The sequence below is a fragment of the Vibrio sp. genome, assembly GCF_984391705.1.
On sequence record NZ_CFHWOM010000037.1, the window covers coordinates 1 to 15,895 of the forward strand.

The window sequence follows — 15,895 nt, forward strand, 5'->3', positions numbered from 1 at the left end:
CGTACACGACGGTCTTGGCGAGCGTAACCAAAGTAAGGGATAACTGCTGTAATACGGCCCGCTGAAGCGCGGCGCATTGCGTCAATCATCACTACAAGTTCCATTAGGTTGTCGTTAGTTGGTGCACAAGTCGATTGGATGATGAAAACATCACTACCACGAACGTTTTCGTTGATTTGTACAGCGACTTCGCCGTCAGAAAAACGAGAAACAGTTGCATCACCAAGAGAGATGTATAGACGATCAGCAATACGTTGGGCTAGTTCAGGTGTAGCGTTACCAGCAAATAGCTTCATATCAGGCACGGTGGAAACCTCAGGGTTGCGTCCAGTTTTTAGATAGATTGTGTGTGGGCTAAGCGGTACTTAGCCAAAGTCTCATGTAAAGGTGAAATATTTCGCCCTTTCGCAACAAATGCGGAGACAGTGTCAGGAAGTTTGTCGAAGACTTTTTGTGCGTCTTGTTTGCTGGAAAATTCAGCAAAAATGCACGATCCGGTCCCCGTCAATCTTGACGGCGCGTATTGTAGCAGCCAAGAAAGTTGCTTATCAACCTCTTGGTACAGCATTCGAACAATTTTTTCGCAATCGTTTCCGTAATCGCTATTAAGAAGCGTTGTCAGCTCTCGCTTTGGAGTGTTTCGGGTTAAATTTGGATGAGTGAATATGTCTACTGTTGCTATGCTCACATTTGGTCTAACAACCAGATACCATTTTTCATCCGGTGTCGCTTTGGATAGCTTTTCGCCGACCCCTTCAGCAAAGGCTGCAAAGCCGCGAGTAAATACAGGCACATCGGCCCCAAGTTTTAGACCGATTTCAGCCAATTGGTCGTCTGATAGACCAGTTTTCCAGAGATGATTTAAAGCGACAAGCACGGTTGCTGCGTTAGAAGAACCACCACCAATGCCGCCGCCCATAGGTAACACTTTATTCAATTCGATGTGGGCGCCAAATGAACAACCTGTGGCGTTTTGCAGTGCACGGGCTGCTTTCCATATTAGGTTATCTTCAAGAGCTACGCCTGGAATATCTGGCGTTAAGGTAATGATGCCACTGTCGTTTGCGGTGATGGTAAGGTCGTCCCCATGGTCAAGAAACTGAAATAGGGTTTGTAACTCGTGATAGCCATTGTCACGGCGACCTGTAATGTAAAGAAAGAGGTTGAGCTTAGCTGGTGAAGGCCAATGCGTTGTTTCCGTGATCATTAATTTAAATCCCACTTCGATATAACAATGTTAAGTGTTGTGTCGTTTTGTTTTAGCTTGAGCTTCTGTGGCAGAGGTAAGGCGATGCCATTTACTTGGACATCACGATAATTAAGGTATTCAAGTTGCCATTGTTGGCCATTCATCGTTTTGTTTAGTACTGCTAACGTATTGGTGTCGTTGAGCTGATACCCATCGGCATCGGTTGGTTTTCCTAGTAGCCAATCATTGAGTTGTTTTACTGGGATGGTTAAACCAGTGAGTTGATAGATAAGCGCCTCTGCACTGGGTGATGAATAACTTTGGTCATCGTAAGTATCGACAGATGCTCCGGCAGGTGTGACTTTTAAATTAAGAGCCGTTTGACCAAGAAAAGTCGTTAGGCGCAGTTGGCTCGAAGAAGGAGAGTGCTGCCAGCGAAAATTAAGTGATTGGCGTTGTTCTGGAGAAATATAGCCCAGTTTGCCGTTTGATTGGTATTGTTTGATGGCCGCGAGTCGCTGTTGGTGGGTTTGCCATTCAACATTCGTGGTACTGGTTTCAATACTGGCACAGCCGGATAAAACGACAGCGCTCAGCAAACAAATCCAAAGAGGGCGAAATTTCGTCATCATGCGGGTATTTTGTCCAATTTAAGCCTTGCGTTGGGCGTCACTATATCACTGAAATCACGAACTAATGAAAACATATCCTTAATACCCTTTAATTAAAGTGGGGCATCAAGTAAAATTCCGTCCTTATTTGTCCACATCTGATTCAGAGAACTCGCGATACATGTCTTTGCTTGCTATAGGTATCAATCACAATACGGCCTCGGTAGAACTGCGTGAAAAAGTTGCCTTTGGACCGGAGAAGTTACCTGAAGCGTTAAAGCAGCTCAGTGAAAACCCGGTAGTAAATGGTAGTGTGATCATCTCTACCTGTAACCGCACCGAGATATACTGCGATGTGAAAGGGGCTGGGAAAAGTAAGATCATCGATTGGCTTTCACAGTTTCATGAAGTGAGCCCTGAGTCCCTAAAACCAAGTATTTATACCCATGAAGAGCAAGCGGCGATTCGCCATTTGATGCGTGTCTCATGTGGGTTAGATTCGCTAGTTCTTGGTGAACCGCAAATCCTTGGCCAAGTTAAACAAGCTTACTCCGATGCTCGCGATGGCAAAGCGGTTGACTCAGCGATGGAGAAGTTGTTTCAGAAAACATTCTCAGTAGCAAAACGCGTTCGTACTGAGACTGACATTGGTGGCAATGCTGTATCAGTTGCTTATGCCGCTTGTACGCTAGCAAAACACATTTTTGAGTCGTTAGAAGATTCAACGGTATTGCTTGTTGGTGCTGGTGAGACTATAGAGCTTGTTGCTAAGCACTTATCGGCTAATGGCTGTAATAAGATGATTGTGGCTAACCGTACCAAGGAACGTGCTTTACCTCTTGCAGAGGAGTTTGGCGCCAAGATTATAGGTTTACCGGAAATCCCTGACTATCTATCGCAAGCTGATATTGTGATCAGCTCTACGGCAAGTCCGTTGCCGATAATCGGTAAAGGGATGGTTGAAACGGCACTGAAAGCTCGCCGTTTTCAGCCAATGTTGTTGGTTGATATTGCAGTCCCTCGTGATATTGAATCACAGGTTGGTGAACTGAATGACGCCTACTTATATACGGTGGACGATCTGCAATCGATTGTGGACAACAACATTGAGCAACGAAAGATAGAAGCAATCCAAGCTGAAGCGATTGTCAGCGAAGAAAGTGCTGCCTTTATGTCATGGCTGCGTTCATTGCAGGCAGTGGACAGTATTCGGGATTATCGTAAAAGTGCCAACGATATTCGTGCTGAATTGCTTAATAAAAGTATTCAATCTCTTGCTGCTGGTGGCGACCCTGAAAAGGTGTTGTTGGAATTAAGTAACAAACTCACCAACAAGCTGATCCATGCACCGACACGAGCGTTGCAAACAGCAGCAGAGCAAGGCGAGCCAGCTAAGCTCGCTATCATTAGACAAAGTTTAGGTCTTGAAGACTGATAATTTTTTCAAGACTTTTAATTACGAACCTGAGTTAAATAAAACTATGAAAGCCTCGATTCTAACTAAGCTAGAAACACTGGTTGAGCGTTATGAAGAAGTTCAACACCTGCTTGGTGACCCAGATATTATTGGTGACCAAGACAAATTCCGTGCCTTGTCAAAAGAGTACTCTCAACTAGAGGAAGTGACTAAGTGTTTCCAAGCTTACCAACAAGCTCAAGAGGATCTTGTTGCTGCTGAAGAGATGGCGAAAGAAGACGATGAAGAAATGCGTGAAATGGCGGCTGAAGAAATTAAAGATGCCAAAGAGACCATTGAACGTCTTACTGATGAGCTTCAAATCTTGCTGCTTCCAAAAGATCCTAACGATGATCGCAACTGTTTCCTTGAAATTCGCGCAGGTGCGGGTGGTGATGAAGCAGGTATTTTTGCTGGTGACTTATTCCGTATGTACAGTAAGTTTGCTGAAAAGCAAGGCTGGCGTGTAGAAGTGATGTCTTCAAATGAAGCGGAGCATGGCGGATACAAAGAAATGATCGCTAAAGTGTCTGGTGATGGCGCATATGGCGTACTTAAGTTTGAGTCAGGTGGTCACCGTGTTCAACGTGTACCAGCAACTGAATCTCAAGGTCGAGTGCATACCTCTGCTTGTACGGTTGCTGTTATGGCGGAAATCCCAGAAGCGGAAATCCCAGAAATTAAAGCGGCTGACCTTAAAATTGATACTTTCCGTGCTTCAGGCGCGGGTGGTCAGCACGTTAACACCACCGATTCTGCAATCCGTATTACTCACTTGCCAACAGGTACAGTGGTAGAGTGTCAGGACGAGCGTTCACAGCACAAGAACAAAGCGAAAGCGATGGCGGTTCTTGCTGCCCGTATTATCCAAGCGGAAGAAGCGAAACGTGCGGCAGAAGAGTCTGATACTCGTCGTAACCTACTAGGTTCTGGTGACCGTAGTGACCGTATCCGTACGTACAACTACCCACAAGGTCGTGTGTCTGACCACCGCATTAACTTGACTATTTACCGCCTAAACGAAGTAATGGAAGGTGACTTAGCAAGTTTGACTGATCCTGTCATCCAAGAGCACCAAGCGGATCAGCTAGCGGCACTTGCTGAGAACAACTAATCGATGTCGGCTGAAAACAGTGTTGAAAACACACTAAAGAAAGCCGTCATGCGACTTCAAGAGAGCGGCAGTGATTCGCCCTCTCTTGATGCGGCGGTACTGCTTTGCCATGCCCTCGGCAAACCGCGTTCATTTCTGCTGACATGGCCAGATAAAATCTTAGATACACCCCAATTAGAACAGTTTGATACGATCTTAAATCGTCGTCTTACTGGTGAGCCTGTTGCGTACATTATCGGTGAGCGCGAGTTTTGGTCTTTGCCTCTCGATGTTGCGCCAAGCACTTTGATTCCTCGCCCTGACACTGAGCGGTTAGTTGAAGTAGCTCTAGATAAAGCGCTGAGAAGTCAAGGGGATATTCTCGATCTGGGAACAGGTACAGGCGCGATCGCACTTGCTTTGGCATCAGAGTTACCTGATAGGAAAGTATGGGGTGTCGACCTAAAAGAGGAAGCTCGCCAACTTGCACTTTCCAATGCTAATAAACTCAATATATCAAACTGTGAATTCCGTTCCGGAAGCTGGTTTGAGCCTATTGATGCTGGTACGCAGTTTGCTTTGATCGTTTCCAATCCTCCGTATATTGAGGAAAATGATCCGCACCTTTCCCTAGGTGATGTTCGATTTGAGCCTCTGAGTGCATTGGTAGCGAAAGATAATGGCCTAGCTGATATTAAACATATCTCAACATTAGCAAGGCAGTATTTACAAGCTGATGGTTGGCTAATGTTTGAGCACGGTTACGACCAAGGTTTAGCGGTTAGAGAACTATTAGTGTCGCTTGGTTATAACCAGGTGGAAACATTCAAGGATTACGGTAACAACGACCGAGTGACAATCGGTATGTGGCCGAACGAGAAATAAGAGAAAACAAAAATGTACGAAGGATTAAAGCACTTCCATCTTCTAACTGTTGCGCTCAGTGCGACACTACTGTCAGTACGCTATGCATTGATGATGGCAAACTCAAAATTGCTGGATAAAAAGTTTTTTAAAGTATTCCCACACATCAATGATACGTTTTTGTTGATTTCGGGTATTTACCTAATCGTGATGACAGGTTTTATTCCTTTCACAGCGGCTGCACCTTGGCTGACTGAAAAAATTACTTGTGTACTGGCATACATTGCACTGGGTTTCTTTGCCTTAAAGCTAGGTAAAAATAAGCTGCTGCGTACATTCTCATTCTTTGGTGCGTTAGGTTGGTTGGCGATGGCAGGTAAAATTGCAGTCACCAAAACGCCTATTTTATTTGGCTAATAGGTAGGTTGTCTTTAATGCTTGAGTTGTTTGATGAAGACTTTGATGCAATGGAGCTGGTGGAAGGCGCTTTGGCTTTAAACAAAGCCGTTGATCCTTCGACCGATGTTCATTGGGCTGAAAATGAACTGCATCGATTACTGCAAGAAGCAGAACTAAACCTAGTCCACGAAGTAAATGAGAAACAGCGTTTTGACGCGCTAGTGCGCTTGTTCTACTACGAATGGGGCTTTAAAGGTGATCAAGATGCCTATTACGACTCTGCGAATGGCTTTATTGATAAAGTTCTAGAGCGCCGTAAAGGTATTCCTGTCAGTTTAGGTGCGTTGTTGCTCTATTTTGGTCGAAAATTGGGCTTTCCAGTCAAAGGGATTACCTTTCCCAGTCAATTTTTAATTAAAGTTGACTGGTATGACGAACGTGCACAATACATTAACCCGTTTAATGGCGAGTTTGTTTCTGAACATACCTTAGGCGCTTGGTTAATTGGTCACAGTGGTCCATTAGCGAAGTTAAAATCAAGTCATCTTGAAGAAACGGATAACCCAACAGTGATTGGCAGGTGGTTAGCATTGCTGAAAAGTGCTCTCTTGCGCGAGCAACGCTATACTTTAGCACTAAGATGTACTGACCTGGCTTTAACGTTCGTTCCTGACGACCCGTATGAGATTCGAGACAGAGGTTTTATCTATCAGCAGCTTGATTGCCACCAAATTGCGTTGACTGACTATCAATATTTTATTGATCAATGTCCAGACGATCCTGCGTCTGAATTACTAAAGAATCAAGTAAACGCCATGAGTACTACTCAGGTTGTTTTACACTAAATCTACTTGCTGCGAGTAGAAACAAATTAATTAAGAGAGAAGAACATGGAACAGAAAATTGTTCACGTTGGTGATATTCCAGTAGCGAACGACAAGCCATTCACGCTGTTTGCTGGTATGAACGTACTTGAGTCTCGCGACCTTGCAATGCAAATTTGTGAGCACTACGTAAAAGTAACTGAAAAACTTGGTATCCCATACGTATTTAAAGCTTCTTTCGATAAGGCAAACCGCAGTTCTGTTCACTCTTATCGTGGTCCAGGTCTGGAAGAAGGCATGAAAATCTTCCAAGAGCTGAAAGATACTTTTGGCGTAAAAATCATTACTGACGTTCACACTGAAGCGCAAGCTCAGCCGGTAGCTGATGTTGTTGATGTTATTCAGCTCCCTGCCTTCCTAGCCCGCCAAACAGACCTAGTTGAAGCAATGGCTAAGACAGGCGCGGTGATCAACGTGAAGAAACCTCAGTTCATGAGCCCAGGCCAAGTGGGTAATATCGTTGATAAGTTTAGCGAATGTGGCAATGAAAACATCATCCTATGTGAGCGTGGCTCGTGCCACGGTTACGATAACTTAGTGGTTGATATGCTTGGTTTTGGCGTGATGAAAAAAGCGTCTAACGGCAGCCCAATCATTTTTGATGTAACACACTCACTGCAAATGCGTGATCCATCTGGTGCCGCATCGGGTGGTCGTCGTGAGCAAACGGTAGAGCTTGCAAAAGCCGGTCTAGCAACAGGCATTGCTGGTCTATTTATTGAAGCACACCCGAACCCAGACCAAGCTCGTTGTGATGGTCCATCAGCGTTACCACTAGATAAACTAGAACCGTTCTTAGCTCAGATGAAAGCGCTTGATGAGTTAATCAAAGGTTTTGAACACATCGATATTAAGTAACTCTCATTTATTGATCGAGAAAGCCGGCACTTAGCCGGTTTTTTTATACCTAAAGCAGACTGACATAGGTGAGTAGAGGGCAAATTAGGCTTTTTATTGGTACGTTATAACATACCAATAAGTCGTTGAAAGTGAAGAGGATTTTATTGGCGTTATCATAATCTGTTGAATGGTTAACCAACTTCACAAACGATTCGAAAGCACATGAAAACGTTTGCTTGTGATCGTTTGATAAAGGCAGTGCAAGTTTGGCGATTTGTTACACATTTAAACGTTTAATTAGGTGATCGATACGACATAAATATGAAAACGCTCTGTTAGGTTATTTCTGTTAATTTAAACTAGTTCAAGTTTTGCTGCTCTTGCGGTGCATTTTCACCGACCGAGTCTATTCATTAAGAGCAGCATGAAAAAGCAGTGGAAATCCCCAAAAAAGTTCAAAAGGTATGACAATGAAGCAAGGCCTGATCGTAAAAAGCGCAATTAGCGCAGCAATCCTGGCGACTCTAGCTGGTTGTGCAACAGCACCTCAGCATGAGTGGGAAGCAGATAAAACCTATAAGCTGACAGTTCTTCACACTAACGACCATCACGGTCGCTTCTGGCAGAACAAATATGGCGAGTACGGCATGGCTGCTCGTAAGACGCTAATTGACCAGCTACGTGCTGAGATCGCAGCAGAAGGTGGTAGCTCGCTACTACTATCTGGTGGTGACATCAACACGGGTGTGCCTGAGTCAGACCTTCAAGATGCTGAACCTGATTTCAAAGGTATGAGCAAAATTGGTTACGATGCTATGGCACTAGGTAACCACGAATTTGATAACCCTCTAGAAGTTCTAGAAAAGCAAATCGATTGGGCTAACTTCCCAATGCTGTCTGCAAACATCTACGATAAAGAGACTGGTGAGCGTATGTTCCAGGCTTACGAGATGTTTAACAAGCAAGGCATTAAGATTGCTGTTATCGGTCTAACAACTGAAGATACAGCTAAAATCGGTAACCCAGAGTTTATCGGTGGTGTTGATTTCCGTGACCCTAAAGAAGAAGCGAAGAAGCTGATCGCTGAACTTGAGAAAACAGAAAAACCAGATCTTATCTTTGCAGTGACGCACATGGGCCACTATGAAGATGGTAACCGTGGCGTAAACGCGCCTGGTGATGTTGCTCTAGCTCGCTACCTAGACGAAGGTTCTCTAGATATGATCGTTGGTGGTCACTCTCAAGAGCCTGTTTGTATGGAAGCGCCAAACGTTGTTAAGAAGAACTTCAAGCCTTCTGATGAGTGTAAGCCTGACGTACAAAACGGCACTTACATCGTTCAAGCACACGAGTGGGGTAAGTACGTAGGTCGTGCAGATTACGAATTCCGTAACGGCGAACTTGAAATGGTAAGCTACGACCTGATCCCTGTGAACCTGAAGAAGAAAGTTAAGATCGACGGTAAGAAACAACGTGTTCTAATCGAAGATGAAATCAAACAAGACGAAGAACTACTTGAGTTCCTACGTCCTTACCAAGAGCAAGGTCAAGCTCAGCTGAACGTTAAGATCTCTGAGACTAACGGCAAGCTTGAAGGTGACCGTAACGTAGTTCGTTTCCAACAGACTAACTTGGGTCGCCTAATCGCAACTGCTCACATGGAGCGTGCAAAAGCTGACTTTGCTGTAATGAACTCTGGTGGTGTACGTGACTCTATCGAAGCGGGCGACGTAACATACAAAGATGTACTAACAGTACAACCATTTGCAAACATCCTGACTTACACAGACATGTCTGGCCAAGAAGTTCTAGATTACCTAAATGTAGTAGCGACTAAGCCTGTTGATTCTGGTGCATACGCTCAGTTTGCGGGTATCTCTATGACAGTAGCAAACGGTGAAGTATCTAACGTGTTCATCGGTGGTAAGCAGCTTCGTCTAGACGAAACGTACCGCTTCACAGTACCTAGCTACAACGCAGCTGGTGGTGACGGTTACCCTAAACTGACTGGCCACCCTGGTCACGTTAACACTGGTTTCGTAGACGCTGAAGTACTAAAAGAGTACCTAGAAGCTAACAGCCCAGTAGACGTAAACAAATACGCACCATCTGGTGAAATGGTTTACAAGTAAGTTGACTCAAACTTATAAATCTCATTAAGCTAAGGCGCTACTCTTCGGAGTGGCGCTTTTTGTTTCTATTACCTTTATTTGTTGTGCAATCAGGAGGGAGCATGACTCCTGCTATCAATCTCGCTAAAAAGAAAAAAATCACCCACACTATCCACCAATATGAACATGACCCACGCGCTGAAAGCTATGGGTTAGAGGCTGCCGAAGTGCTCGGCCAAGATCCGGCGAAAGTATTTAAGACGCTACTATTTAGTCTAAATGGTGAGCCGAAAAATCTAGCCGTTGCGATTATTCCTGTTGACCACAAGCTTAACCTTAAGCAAGCCGCAAAAGCCGCTAAGGCGAAAAAGGCAGAGATGGCCAACCCTGACATCGCGCAGAAGACGACGGGTTATGTGGTGGGTGGAATTAGTCCACTTGGACAGAAGAAGGCATTACCCACTTTTATTCACAAAAGTGCGGAAGCGCTAGAGACCGTTTGTGTTAGTGCCGGTAAACGGGGATTAGAGATTGAGCTGGCGCCAGCGGATTTAGCGATGCTGACTCGCGGCCAGTTCTACGAGTTGTGCATTGACTGATAACAATAGCCATCGCTAATTATGCAAACAAAAAAGGCTGGTGTTGCAACACCAGCCCTCAATAAAAAGCGCGAACCTGACTATTTCGCTTCTTCTTCTATTTGAGCATTATCTACTACGTGGTTTTCACCTAAGTCTTTTGGTAAGACAAGGTTGAGTATGATTGCCACAATACCACATAGGCTGACACCTTGTAGGCTGAACTCACCAATACCAAATGCCATACCACCTATTCCAAATACTAGCGTAATCGCCACAATGACTAGATTGCGTGATTTGTGTAGGTCGACATGATTCTTAATTAATGTGTTCAAACCAACCGTAGCGATGGAACCAAACAGTAGGATCATGATGCCGCCCATGACAGGCATAGGAATAGTTTGTAGAACTGCACCAAGCTTCCCAACAAGCGCAAGTACAATTGCTGTTACCGCCGCCCAAGTCATAATTACAGGGTTGAACGCTTTGGTTAACATTACCGCCCCAGTGACTTCTGAGTAGGTAGTATTCGGTGGAGCACCAACCATTGATGCCGCGATAGTCGCCACACCGTCACCTGTAATTGTACGATGTAAGCCCGGTTTCTTGAGATAGTTTTTGCCTGTTACATTCGAGATAGCAAGCATATCACCCACGTGTTCAACGGCAGGCGCTATCGCTACTGGGATCATGAATAGAATCGCATTAATATTAAACTCAGGCATAGTGAAATTTGGTAGGGCAAACCAAGCAGCCTCTTTGACTGGGGTAAAGTCAACAATGCCATAGCCGAGACTTAAGCAGTAACCAACAACTATACCACCTAAAATTGGTGTTAGTTTTAGGAAGCCTTTAGCAAATACGCTAAGAACAATGGTAGTAAGCAGTGATGCGGCAGAAATTACCAGAGATGCATCGGCATCAATCACTTGAGCACCATCTACTTTTCCGAGTGCCATGTTGACTGCTACAGGTGCTAAACCAAGCCCGATCACCATAATCACCGGGCCAACTACGACTGGTGGAAGCAACTTATGAATGATTTCAACGCCGCGAACTTTGATGAGCGCGCCCATTGCCACATAGACAAAGCCTGCAGCCATTAAGCCACCCATGGTCGCAGGGATACCCCAAGTTTGCACGCCGTAAAGAATAGGTGCGATAAATGCAAAAGAAGAGGCTAGGAAAATTGGGACAGTGCGGCGAGTAACAAATTGGAATAAAAGGGTACCAACACCGGCGCCGAATAAAGCGACGCTTGGATCTAGACCAGTTAACAATGGCACTAGAACGAGGGCGCCAAAAGCTACAAATAGCATTTGAGCACCTTGGATGGCATTTTTCATATTGTTATTCCTTTAGGTGGCGGTGAGTGTAAGTAGTAAATACTCTACAAAAATAAAATTCGCGGGATTTTATCACCAAGCCAAACGATTGCAATCTGAACTGGATCAAATAATTGGGTTTTTATCTATAGGTGGCAAAAATGCATAGCAGGAAAAGTGGGCGATCTCGATCGGTTTCAATAGTCCTTTAGTTGCTCCATTATCAATAGTTGCTTATCATCGACGTTTAACGTGAAAACTGAATCCTAGGAAGAGTATGCGCCATTTAGCTTTATTGGCATTAGGTTTAGTAGGACTACCTGCTATGGCATTAACCAATGTTGATTTGTACCGTTCAGAAGTAGCTCTAGACCAAACGATAGATAATGCCGACGCTAAAGCAAGAGTCGAAGGCATGAAAGAAGTGATTGTTCGAGCTTCTGGCGATCGTAATGCCGTATCTAACCAGGTTGTACAAAAGGCACTAAAGCAAAATGGGCAGTACCTGACGCAAATTAGTTATGGTCAGCAAGAAGGCAATCAAACGTTAAGAATGGGTTTTAGTGCTCCTCATATTCGTTTATTGCTTAGCCAAGCTCAGTTACCTGTTTGGCCTGCAGCTCGCGCAAACTTACTTGTTTGGTTAGTTGAAGAAGGGCAAGCTGATCGTAATATTGTCTGGGAACATGCGGACTCCGCAGTGTTGGCTCAGATGAAACGAGAAGCCGAGGTACGAGGCTTACCATTAACAGTTCCAGTTGGTGATTTTGACGACATTACTGGTTTATCAGTTTCAGATCTTTGGGGTGGTTTTGCTTTGCCTGTTGGTCAAGCAAGTCAGCGCTATCCTGTCGACGCAGTGCTGGTGGTTAAAGCTCAGGCTAACGGGCTGCGCTGGACTTTGTATGATCAAAAGCCAGAGACAGTGGGAGTGACACGTCAAGCCCCAATTTCTGGGTCCAATAGTGGTGCAGATGCTGCGAGTAAGATGGTCAATCAGATAAGCGATTACTATGCGAAAAAAAGCGCAGTAGTTGTGGCTAGTGAATCGTCTGAAACTATCAAAGTTCGTTTTACAGAACTGAATGATGCCGTTGGTTTTTTCACGCTAGAGAATAAACTAAAGAAACTGAGCTCAGTTGCTTCACTTGATATTGTTAAAATTCAAGGCAACGAGGTGACGTTCAATGTTCATTTGCTCTCCTCACAAGCAGAGTTTGAACAAGAAGTTCGACGAGTTGCTCCCGTGACTCAACTAGAAAGCGTGGTTGAGCAGCCTGTTATTCAGCCTGAACCAACAATCGAAGAGCTTGTCTCCGAAACCTCAGCGGATCTGGCGGACTCTACACAAGAAGTTGCCGTTATAGAGCCTATCTCTATTGAAACATTACCAGAAGTCAATCCAGCAGAAACTATTCTACTGTTTGAGTGGCAGGGTAAGCCCTATGTTTATGTCGCTCCAGTTGAAGAGACTCAAATTGAAGAGCCTACAACAGGGCAAGGTGATGCAGAAGCTTCAGAATCGACTAATGTTGAAGGCTAATTTGAATTTCACGAAAAAGGGCTGCCAATTGGCAGCCCTTTTTATATCAATTCACCATATTAAGGCTTAGATTCAAAGCGCGCTTTTTCTTCTTTTTCTACTTTAGATAGGCGTTGAAGTTTTAAGCCGAGCTCTTTACCTCGCGCTCTGGCGTAAAGGATATTGCCGAAGAATGCAGTTGTTGCGAGTAACAGTTCAACTGCCGCTAACCAACGCTCACCCCCGTCAATATATAGAATGGTCAAGCCATGCAAAAAATAGAACATCAAAATGAAATTTGCCCAGGCATGAGTGTATGGCTTACCCGCTAAGATACCAGGTAGTGGTAGTAGCAAAGGGATCGCCCAAGCGATTGCAAGTGTCGTACTGCTAATATGAGGGTGGGGCGATAAGCTTAGTTGCCACAAGGCTATCCATACGAGCAGAGCAAGATTGCCAAACAGTGCGAGCAGACGAAACAGTTTAGTTTGAGGCTGCATCTCATCCATCTTTATGATTCCTTCATTTTGAGTGCGGTTGCTGCTAGGCGCTTACCTAGATTTTGAGCAAGTTCTATTTCATCCAAGCTGAGCTTAGTGTTAGCAGAGCTCACGGTCGTTGCACCATAGGGCGTTCCACCGCTGGTGGTCGTGTGAAGCTTAGGCTCTGAATAAGGAATACCCAAAATCATCATGCCATGATGAAGAAGTGGCAGCATCATGCTTTGTATGGTTGTTTCTTGCCCACCATGTAGACTTGAAGAAGAACTAAAAAGACAAGCTGGTTTATCGATCAGATCCCCTGATATCCAAATGGCGGTGGTTTTATCCCAAAAGTGTTTTAGTGGGGCAGCCATATTTCCAAACCAAACTGGGCTACCCATTGCTAGGCCACCGCATGTTTTTAATTCATCTAGGGTAATCACGGGATCTTGTGGGGTATTGTTACCGTCTATCTCTTCTACCGTACGGAGTAGAGCTTCACAGCCTTCAACGGTTTCAATACCACGAGCTATCTGCCTCGCCACAGCTCGTGTTGAGCCATGGCGACTGTAGTAAAGGACAATGATCTGACAGGTCATAAGATCTCAAGCACTTGCTCTGGCGGGCGGCCATGACGTGCTTGACCGTTGTTTACTACGATCGGTCGTTCAATAAGTTTTGGATTCTCGGCCATCGCTTTAAATAACGCTTCGTCGTCAGCTTGCGATAGGCTGAGTTCCTTGTAGACATCTTCTTTTGTACGCATCATTGCGCGAACATTATCGACACCTAATTGAGCATAAAGTGTCTTTAGTTCTTCCACACTAAGTGGGGTGTCTAGGTATTTTACAACTTGAGGCTCAATTCCTTTTTCTTCCAATAGAGCAAGGGTTTGGCGACTTTTAGAACAGCGTGGGTTATGGATAATCACGACTGACATAGGTTAACTCCTGTTGTTATTGTAATGCTAAGAAACGTTCTCGCTGAACCATTAACTGGTCAATTCGAGCATCATATCTTGCTTGCTTTAAGCTTCCTAACTCTGCGAGTTGGCTCGCTTGAGTGTAATACTGTATGGCTTTATTCCAGTTCGCTTTGAGAGCCAAAATTTCCGCACGCGCAGCCAGATCTTCATCACTGTGACCTAAATGAATATTGGCTTCTGATAACAGGTGCCAACCGTTGACATCGTTCGGGTATTCGTGGGTGTAGCGCTGAAGCACTCGAATGGCATCTTCATTCTTCTCTTGTTTGATCAGGACATTCGCGTAGTTAATAGTAATGACGGCGTTGTTCGGCGTTGCGGCCATTGCCTTCTCGAGCATTGATTTCGCGAGCTCCGGTTTGTTTTGCGCAATGTAAAGGTCGGACATTGCATCAAGATAGAAGTGGTTGTTACGATCGTTTTTAATCAACTCTTGTAAGATTTGATCGGCTTGTTCTAACTCTTTATTGTCTAGGTGAACAAGAGCACGACCATACTGAAATGCAGCTTTAATGTTTGGCGACGCTTTTTTCTCTGTGCGGTCAAACCAATCATGAGCCGCTTTGGCTTGAATGCCAGCATAACGAGCGACAATTCTTGCTCGAGCGAGGTTGTACTCAAGAGATGGTTGAACTCGTGGTGCAGGGTAGTTTTGCGCCCTAGCACGGCTGTCTGTAATGCGGTCTTCAGGAAGAGGGTGAGTGAGCAGCATAGGAGGCGGCTTACTCGCATAGCGATATTCATCAGCCAATCGACCAAAAAAGCGCGGCATCGCTTTGGGTTCAAATCCAGCTTTAGCAAGAGTTGCAATGCCAAAACGGTCGGCTTCCTTTTCGTTGCTACGAGTGTAGTTAATGCCACTTTGCATACTTCCAGCTGTAGTGGCAGTAATGGCCGCCATACCAGCTTGCGGAGAAGCAATTGCGAGCAACAAAGAGCCAGCAAGGGCTGCTAATGTTGCAGGAGATCGGCGCGCTTGATCTTCCATGCTGCGGGCAAGGTGACGCTGAGTCACGTGAGCAATTTCGTGCGCGACTACAGAAGCGAGTTCACTCTCACTTTGTGCATGTAGAAACAGCCCTGAGTGAAGCGCGACATAGCCACCAAAAAATGCAAACGCATTGATGTTTCTGTCGCGGATCATGAAGAAGGTGAATGGTGTTTTTACATCATCCGCGTTGGCAACCAAACGGTGACCTAAACTACTAATGTATTCGTTTAAAACGGGGTCATTAACGATCGGCTGACTAGAGCGAAGCATGCGCATGTATGCATCGCCATAAATAAGTTCCTGATCGATGGTTAGAGTACTACTTGCTGTCGTGCCGATGTCGGGCAACTCTAGTGTGTTTGCGCTAACAGAAGGGGCGCTTATTGCTGCTGCGACACACAGACAAACCATTGAACGCGTGCGTTTAAACATAGATTTCAGATGATACTCCATTGATAACATTGCCAGATTTGAGAGTTATAGCCCGGCAGGTACACTCTTTGACAATTCATCGTTAAGATGGTTTCTTAAGATATTCCATATCTTAAAGTTGCCAACAGGGTGG

The 15,895-nt window shown here is 44.9% G+C and carries 17 protein-coding genes; 9 read left to right on the forward strand and 8 right to left on the reverse strand.

Features of this window, described 5'->3' with window-relative positions; all coding sequences use genetic code 11:
* The 3 genes from prs to lolB all read right to left on the reverse strand — a co-directional run.
* On the reverse strand, window positions 1-305 hold a 305-nt coding region (prs, locus tag AC4MRV_RS15900), incomplete at its 3' end, for a ribose-phosphate diphosphokinase (RefSeq protein WP_491188303.1).
* 29 nt (window positions 306-334) lie between these two features.
* A complete protein-coding gene (gene ispE / locus AC4MRV_RS15905; RefSeq protein ID WP_491188304.1) occupies window positions 335-1,207 on the reverse strand; it encodes a 4-(cytidine 5'-diphospho)-2-C-methyl-D-erythritol kinase in 873 nt (290 codons plus the stop codon).
* Window positions 1,207-1,821 carry a lipoprotein insertase outer membrane protein LolB gene (lolB, locus tag AC4MRV_RS15910; RefSeq protein WP_491188305.1) on the reverse strand — a complete coding sequence of 205 codons (615 nt, stop codon included), beginning with the start codon at window positions 1,819-1,821 and terminating at the stop codon, window positions 1,207-1,209. Before lolB ends, ispE begins: the two co-directional genes overlap by 1 nt.
* Before the next feature lie 160 nt (window positions 1,822-1,981).
* Between lolB and hemA the strand changes: the two genes are divergently transcribed.
* The 8 genes from hemA to ybaK all read left to right on the forward strand — a co-directional run bounded on the left by hemA (window position 1,982) and on the right by ybaK (window position 10,046).
* The gene (gene hemA / locus AC4MRV_RS15915) at window positions 1,982-3,235 is read left to right on the forward strand and encodes a glutamyl-tRNA reductase (protein ID WP_491188306.1); all 1,254 of its coding nucleotides are present in this window, start codon (window positions 1,982-1,984) and stop codon (window positions 3,233-3,235) included.
* A gap of 46 nt (window positions 3,236-3,281) precedes the next feature.
* The gene (gene prfA / locus AC4MRV_RS15920) at window positions 3,282-4,370 is read left to right on the forward strand and encodes a peptide chain release factor 1 (protein WP_491188307.1); all 1,089 of its coding nucleotides are present in this window, start codon (window positions 3,282-3,284) and stop codon (window positions 4,368-4,370) included.
* A 3-nt stretch (window positions 4,371-4,373) separates the two neighbouring features.
* The gene (gene prmC, locus AC4MRV_RS15925; protein ID WP_491188308.1) at window positions 4,374-5,234 is read left to right on the forward strand and encodes a peptide chain release factor N(5)-glutamine methyltransferase; all 861 of its coding nucleotides are present in this window, start codon (window positions 4,374-4,376) and stop codon (window positions 5,232-5,234) included.
* Window positions 5,235-5,246: 12 nt separating this feature from the next.
* A complete protein-coding gene (locus AC4MRV_RS15930) occupies window positions 5,247-5,630 on the forward strand; it encodes a SirB2 family protein (protein WP_491188309.1) in 384 nt (127 codons plus the stop codon).
* A 17-nt stretch (window positions 5,631-5,647) separates the two neighbouring features.
* A complete protein-coding gene (locus AC4MRV_RS15935; RefSeq protein ID WP_491188310.1) occupies window positions 5,648-6,457 on the forward strand; it encodes a SirB1 family protein in 810 nt (269 codons plus the stop codon).
* A gap of 45 nt (window positions 6,458-6,502) precedes the next feature.
* A complete protein-coding gene (kdsA, locus tag AC4MRV_RS15940) occupies window positions 6,503-7,354 on the forward strand; it encodes a 3-deoxy-8-phosphooctulonate synthase (protein WP_491188311.1) in 852 nt (283 codons plus the stop codon).
* A 452-nt stretch (window positions 7,355-7,806) separates the two neighbouring features.
* Window positions 7,807-9,468, forward strand: coding sequence for a bifunctional UDP-sugar hydrolase/5'-nucleotidase UshA (gene ushA, locus AC4MRV_RS15945; protein WP_491188312.1), 1,662 nt, complete (start codon window positions 7,807-7,809; stop codon window positions 9,466-9,468).
* Window positions 9,469-9,569: 101 nt separating this feature from the next.
* The gene (ybaK, locus tag AC4MRV_RS15950) at window positions 9,570-10,046 is read left to right on the forward strand and encodes a Cys-tRNA(Pro) deacylase (RefSeq protein ID WP_491188313.1); all 477 of its coding nucleotides are present in this window, start codon (window positions 9,570-9,572) and stop codon (window positions 10,044-10,046) included.
* An 80-nt stretch (window positions 10,047-10,126) separates the two neighbouring features.
* On the opposite strand, the gene AC4MRV_RS15955 is transcribed toward ybaK, so the two are convergent.
* Window positions 10,127-11,371: a uracil-xanthine permease family protein gene (locus AC4MRV_RS15955; protein WP_491188314.1), complete on the reverse strand. Its 1,245-nt coding sequence runs from the start codon at window positions 11,369-11,371 to the stop codon at window positions 10,127-10,129.
* 256 nt (window positions 11,372-11,627) lie between these two features.
* On the opposite strand from AC4MRV_RS15955, the gene AC4MRV_RS15960 reads away from it, so the two are divergent.
* Entirely contained in the window at window positions 11,628-12,893 is a 1,266-nt protein-coding gene (locus AC4MRV_RS15960) for a DUF2066 domain-containing protein (protein ID WP_491188315.1), read from the forward strand.
* A 59-nt stretch (window positions 12,894-12,952) separates the two neighbouring features.
* Here the strand turns inward: AC4MRV_RS15960 and AC4MRV_RS15965 are convergent, their stop codons facing one another.
* From AC4MRV_RS15965 to bepA, 4 genes are read right to left on the reverse strand one after another with little or no spacing between them, the layout of a single operon-like run.
* Window positions 12,953-13,381 (reverse strand): DUF2069 domain-containing protein, encoded by a 429-nt coding sequence (locus AC4MRV_RS15965; protein ID WP_491188316.1) that lies wholly within the window; start codon window positions 13,379-13,381, stop codon window positions 12,953-12,955.
* Window positions 13,382-13,383: 2 nt separating this feature from the next.
* Window positions 13,384-13,953: an NAD(P)H:quinone oxidoreductase gene (gene wrbA / locus AC4MRV_RS15970; protein ID WP_491188317.1), complete on the reverse strand. Its 570-nt coding sequence runs from the start codon at window positions 13,951-13,953 to the stop codon at window positions 13,384-13,386.
* Entirely contained in the window at window positions 13,950-14,294 is a 345-nt protein-coding gene (arsC, locus tag AC4MRV_RS15975; protein ID WP_491188318.1) for an arsenate reductase (glutaredoxin), read from the reverse strand. Before arsC ends, wrbA begins: the two co-directional genes overlap by 4 nt.
* Window positions 14,295-14,310: 16 nt before the next feature.
* Window positions 14,311-15,762, reverse strand: coding sequence for a beta-barrel assembly-enhancing protease (gene bepA / locus AC4MRV_RS15980; protein ID WP_491188319.1), 1,452 nt, complete (start codon window positions 15,760-15,762; stop codon window positions 14,311-14,313).
* Window positions 15,763-15,895: the final 133 nt, after the last annotated feature.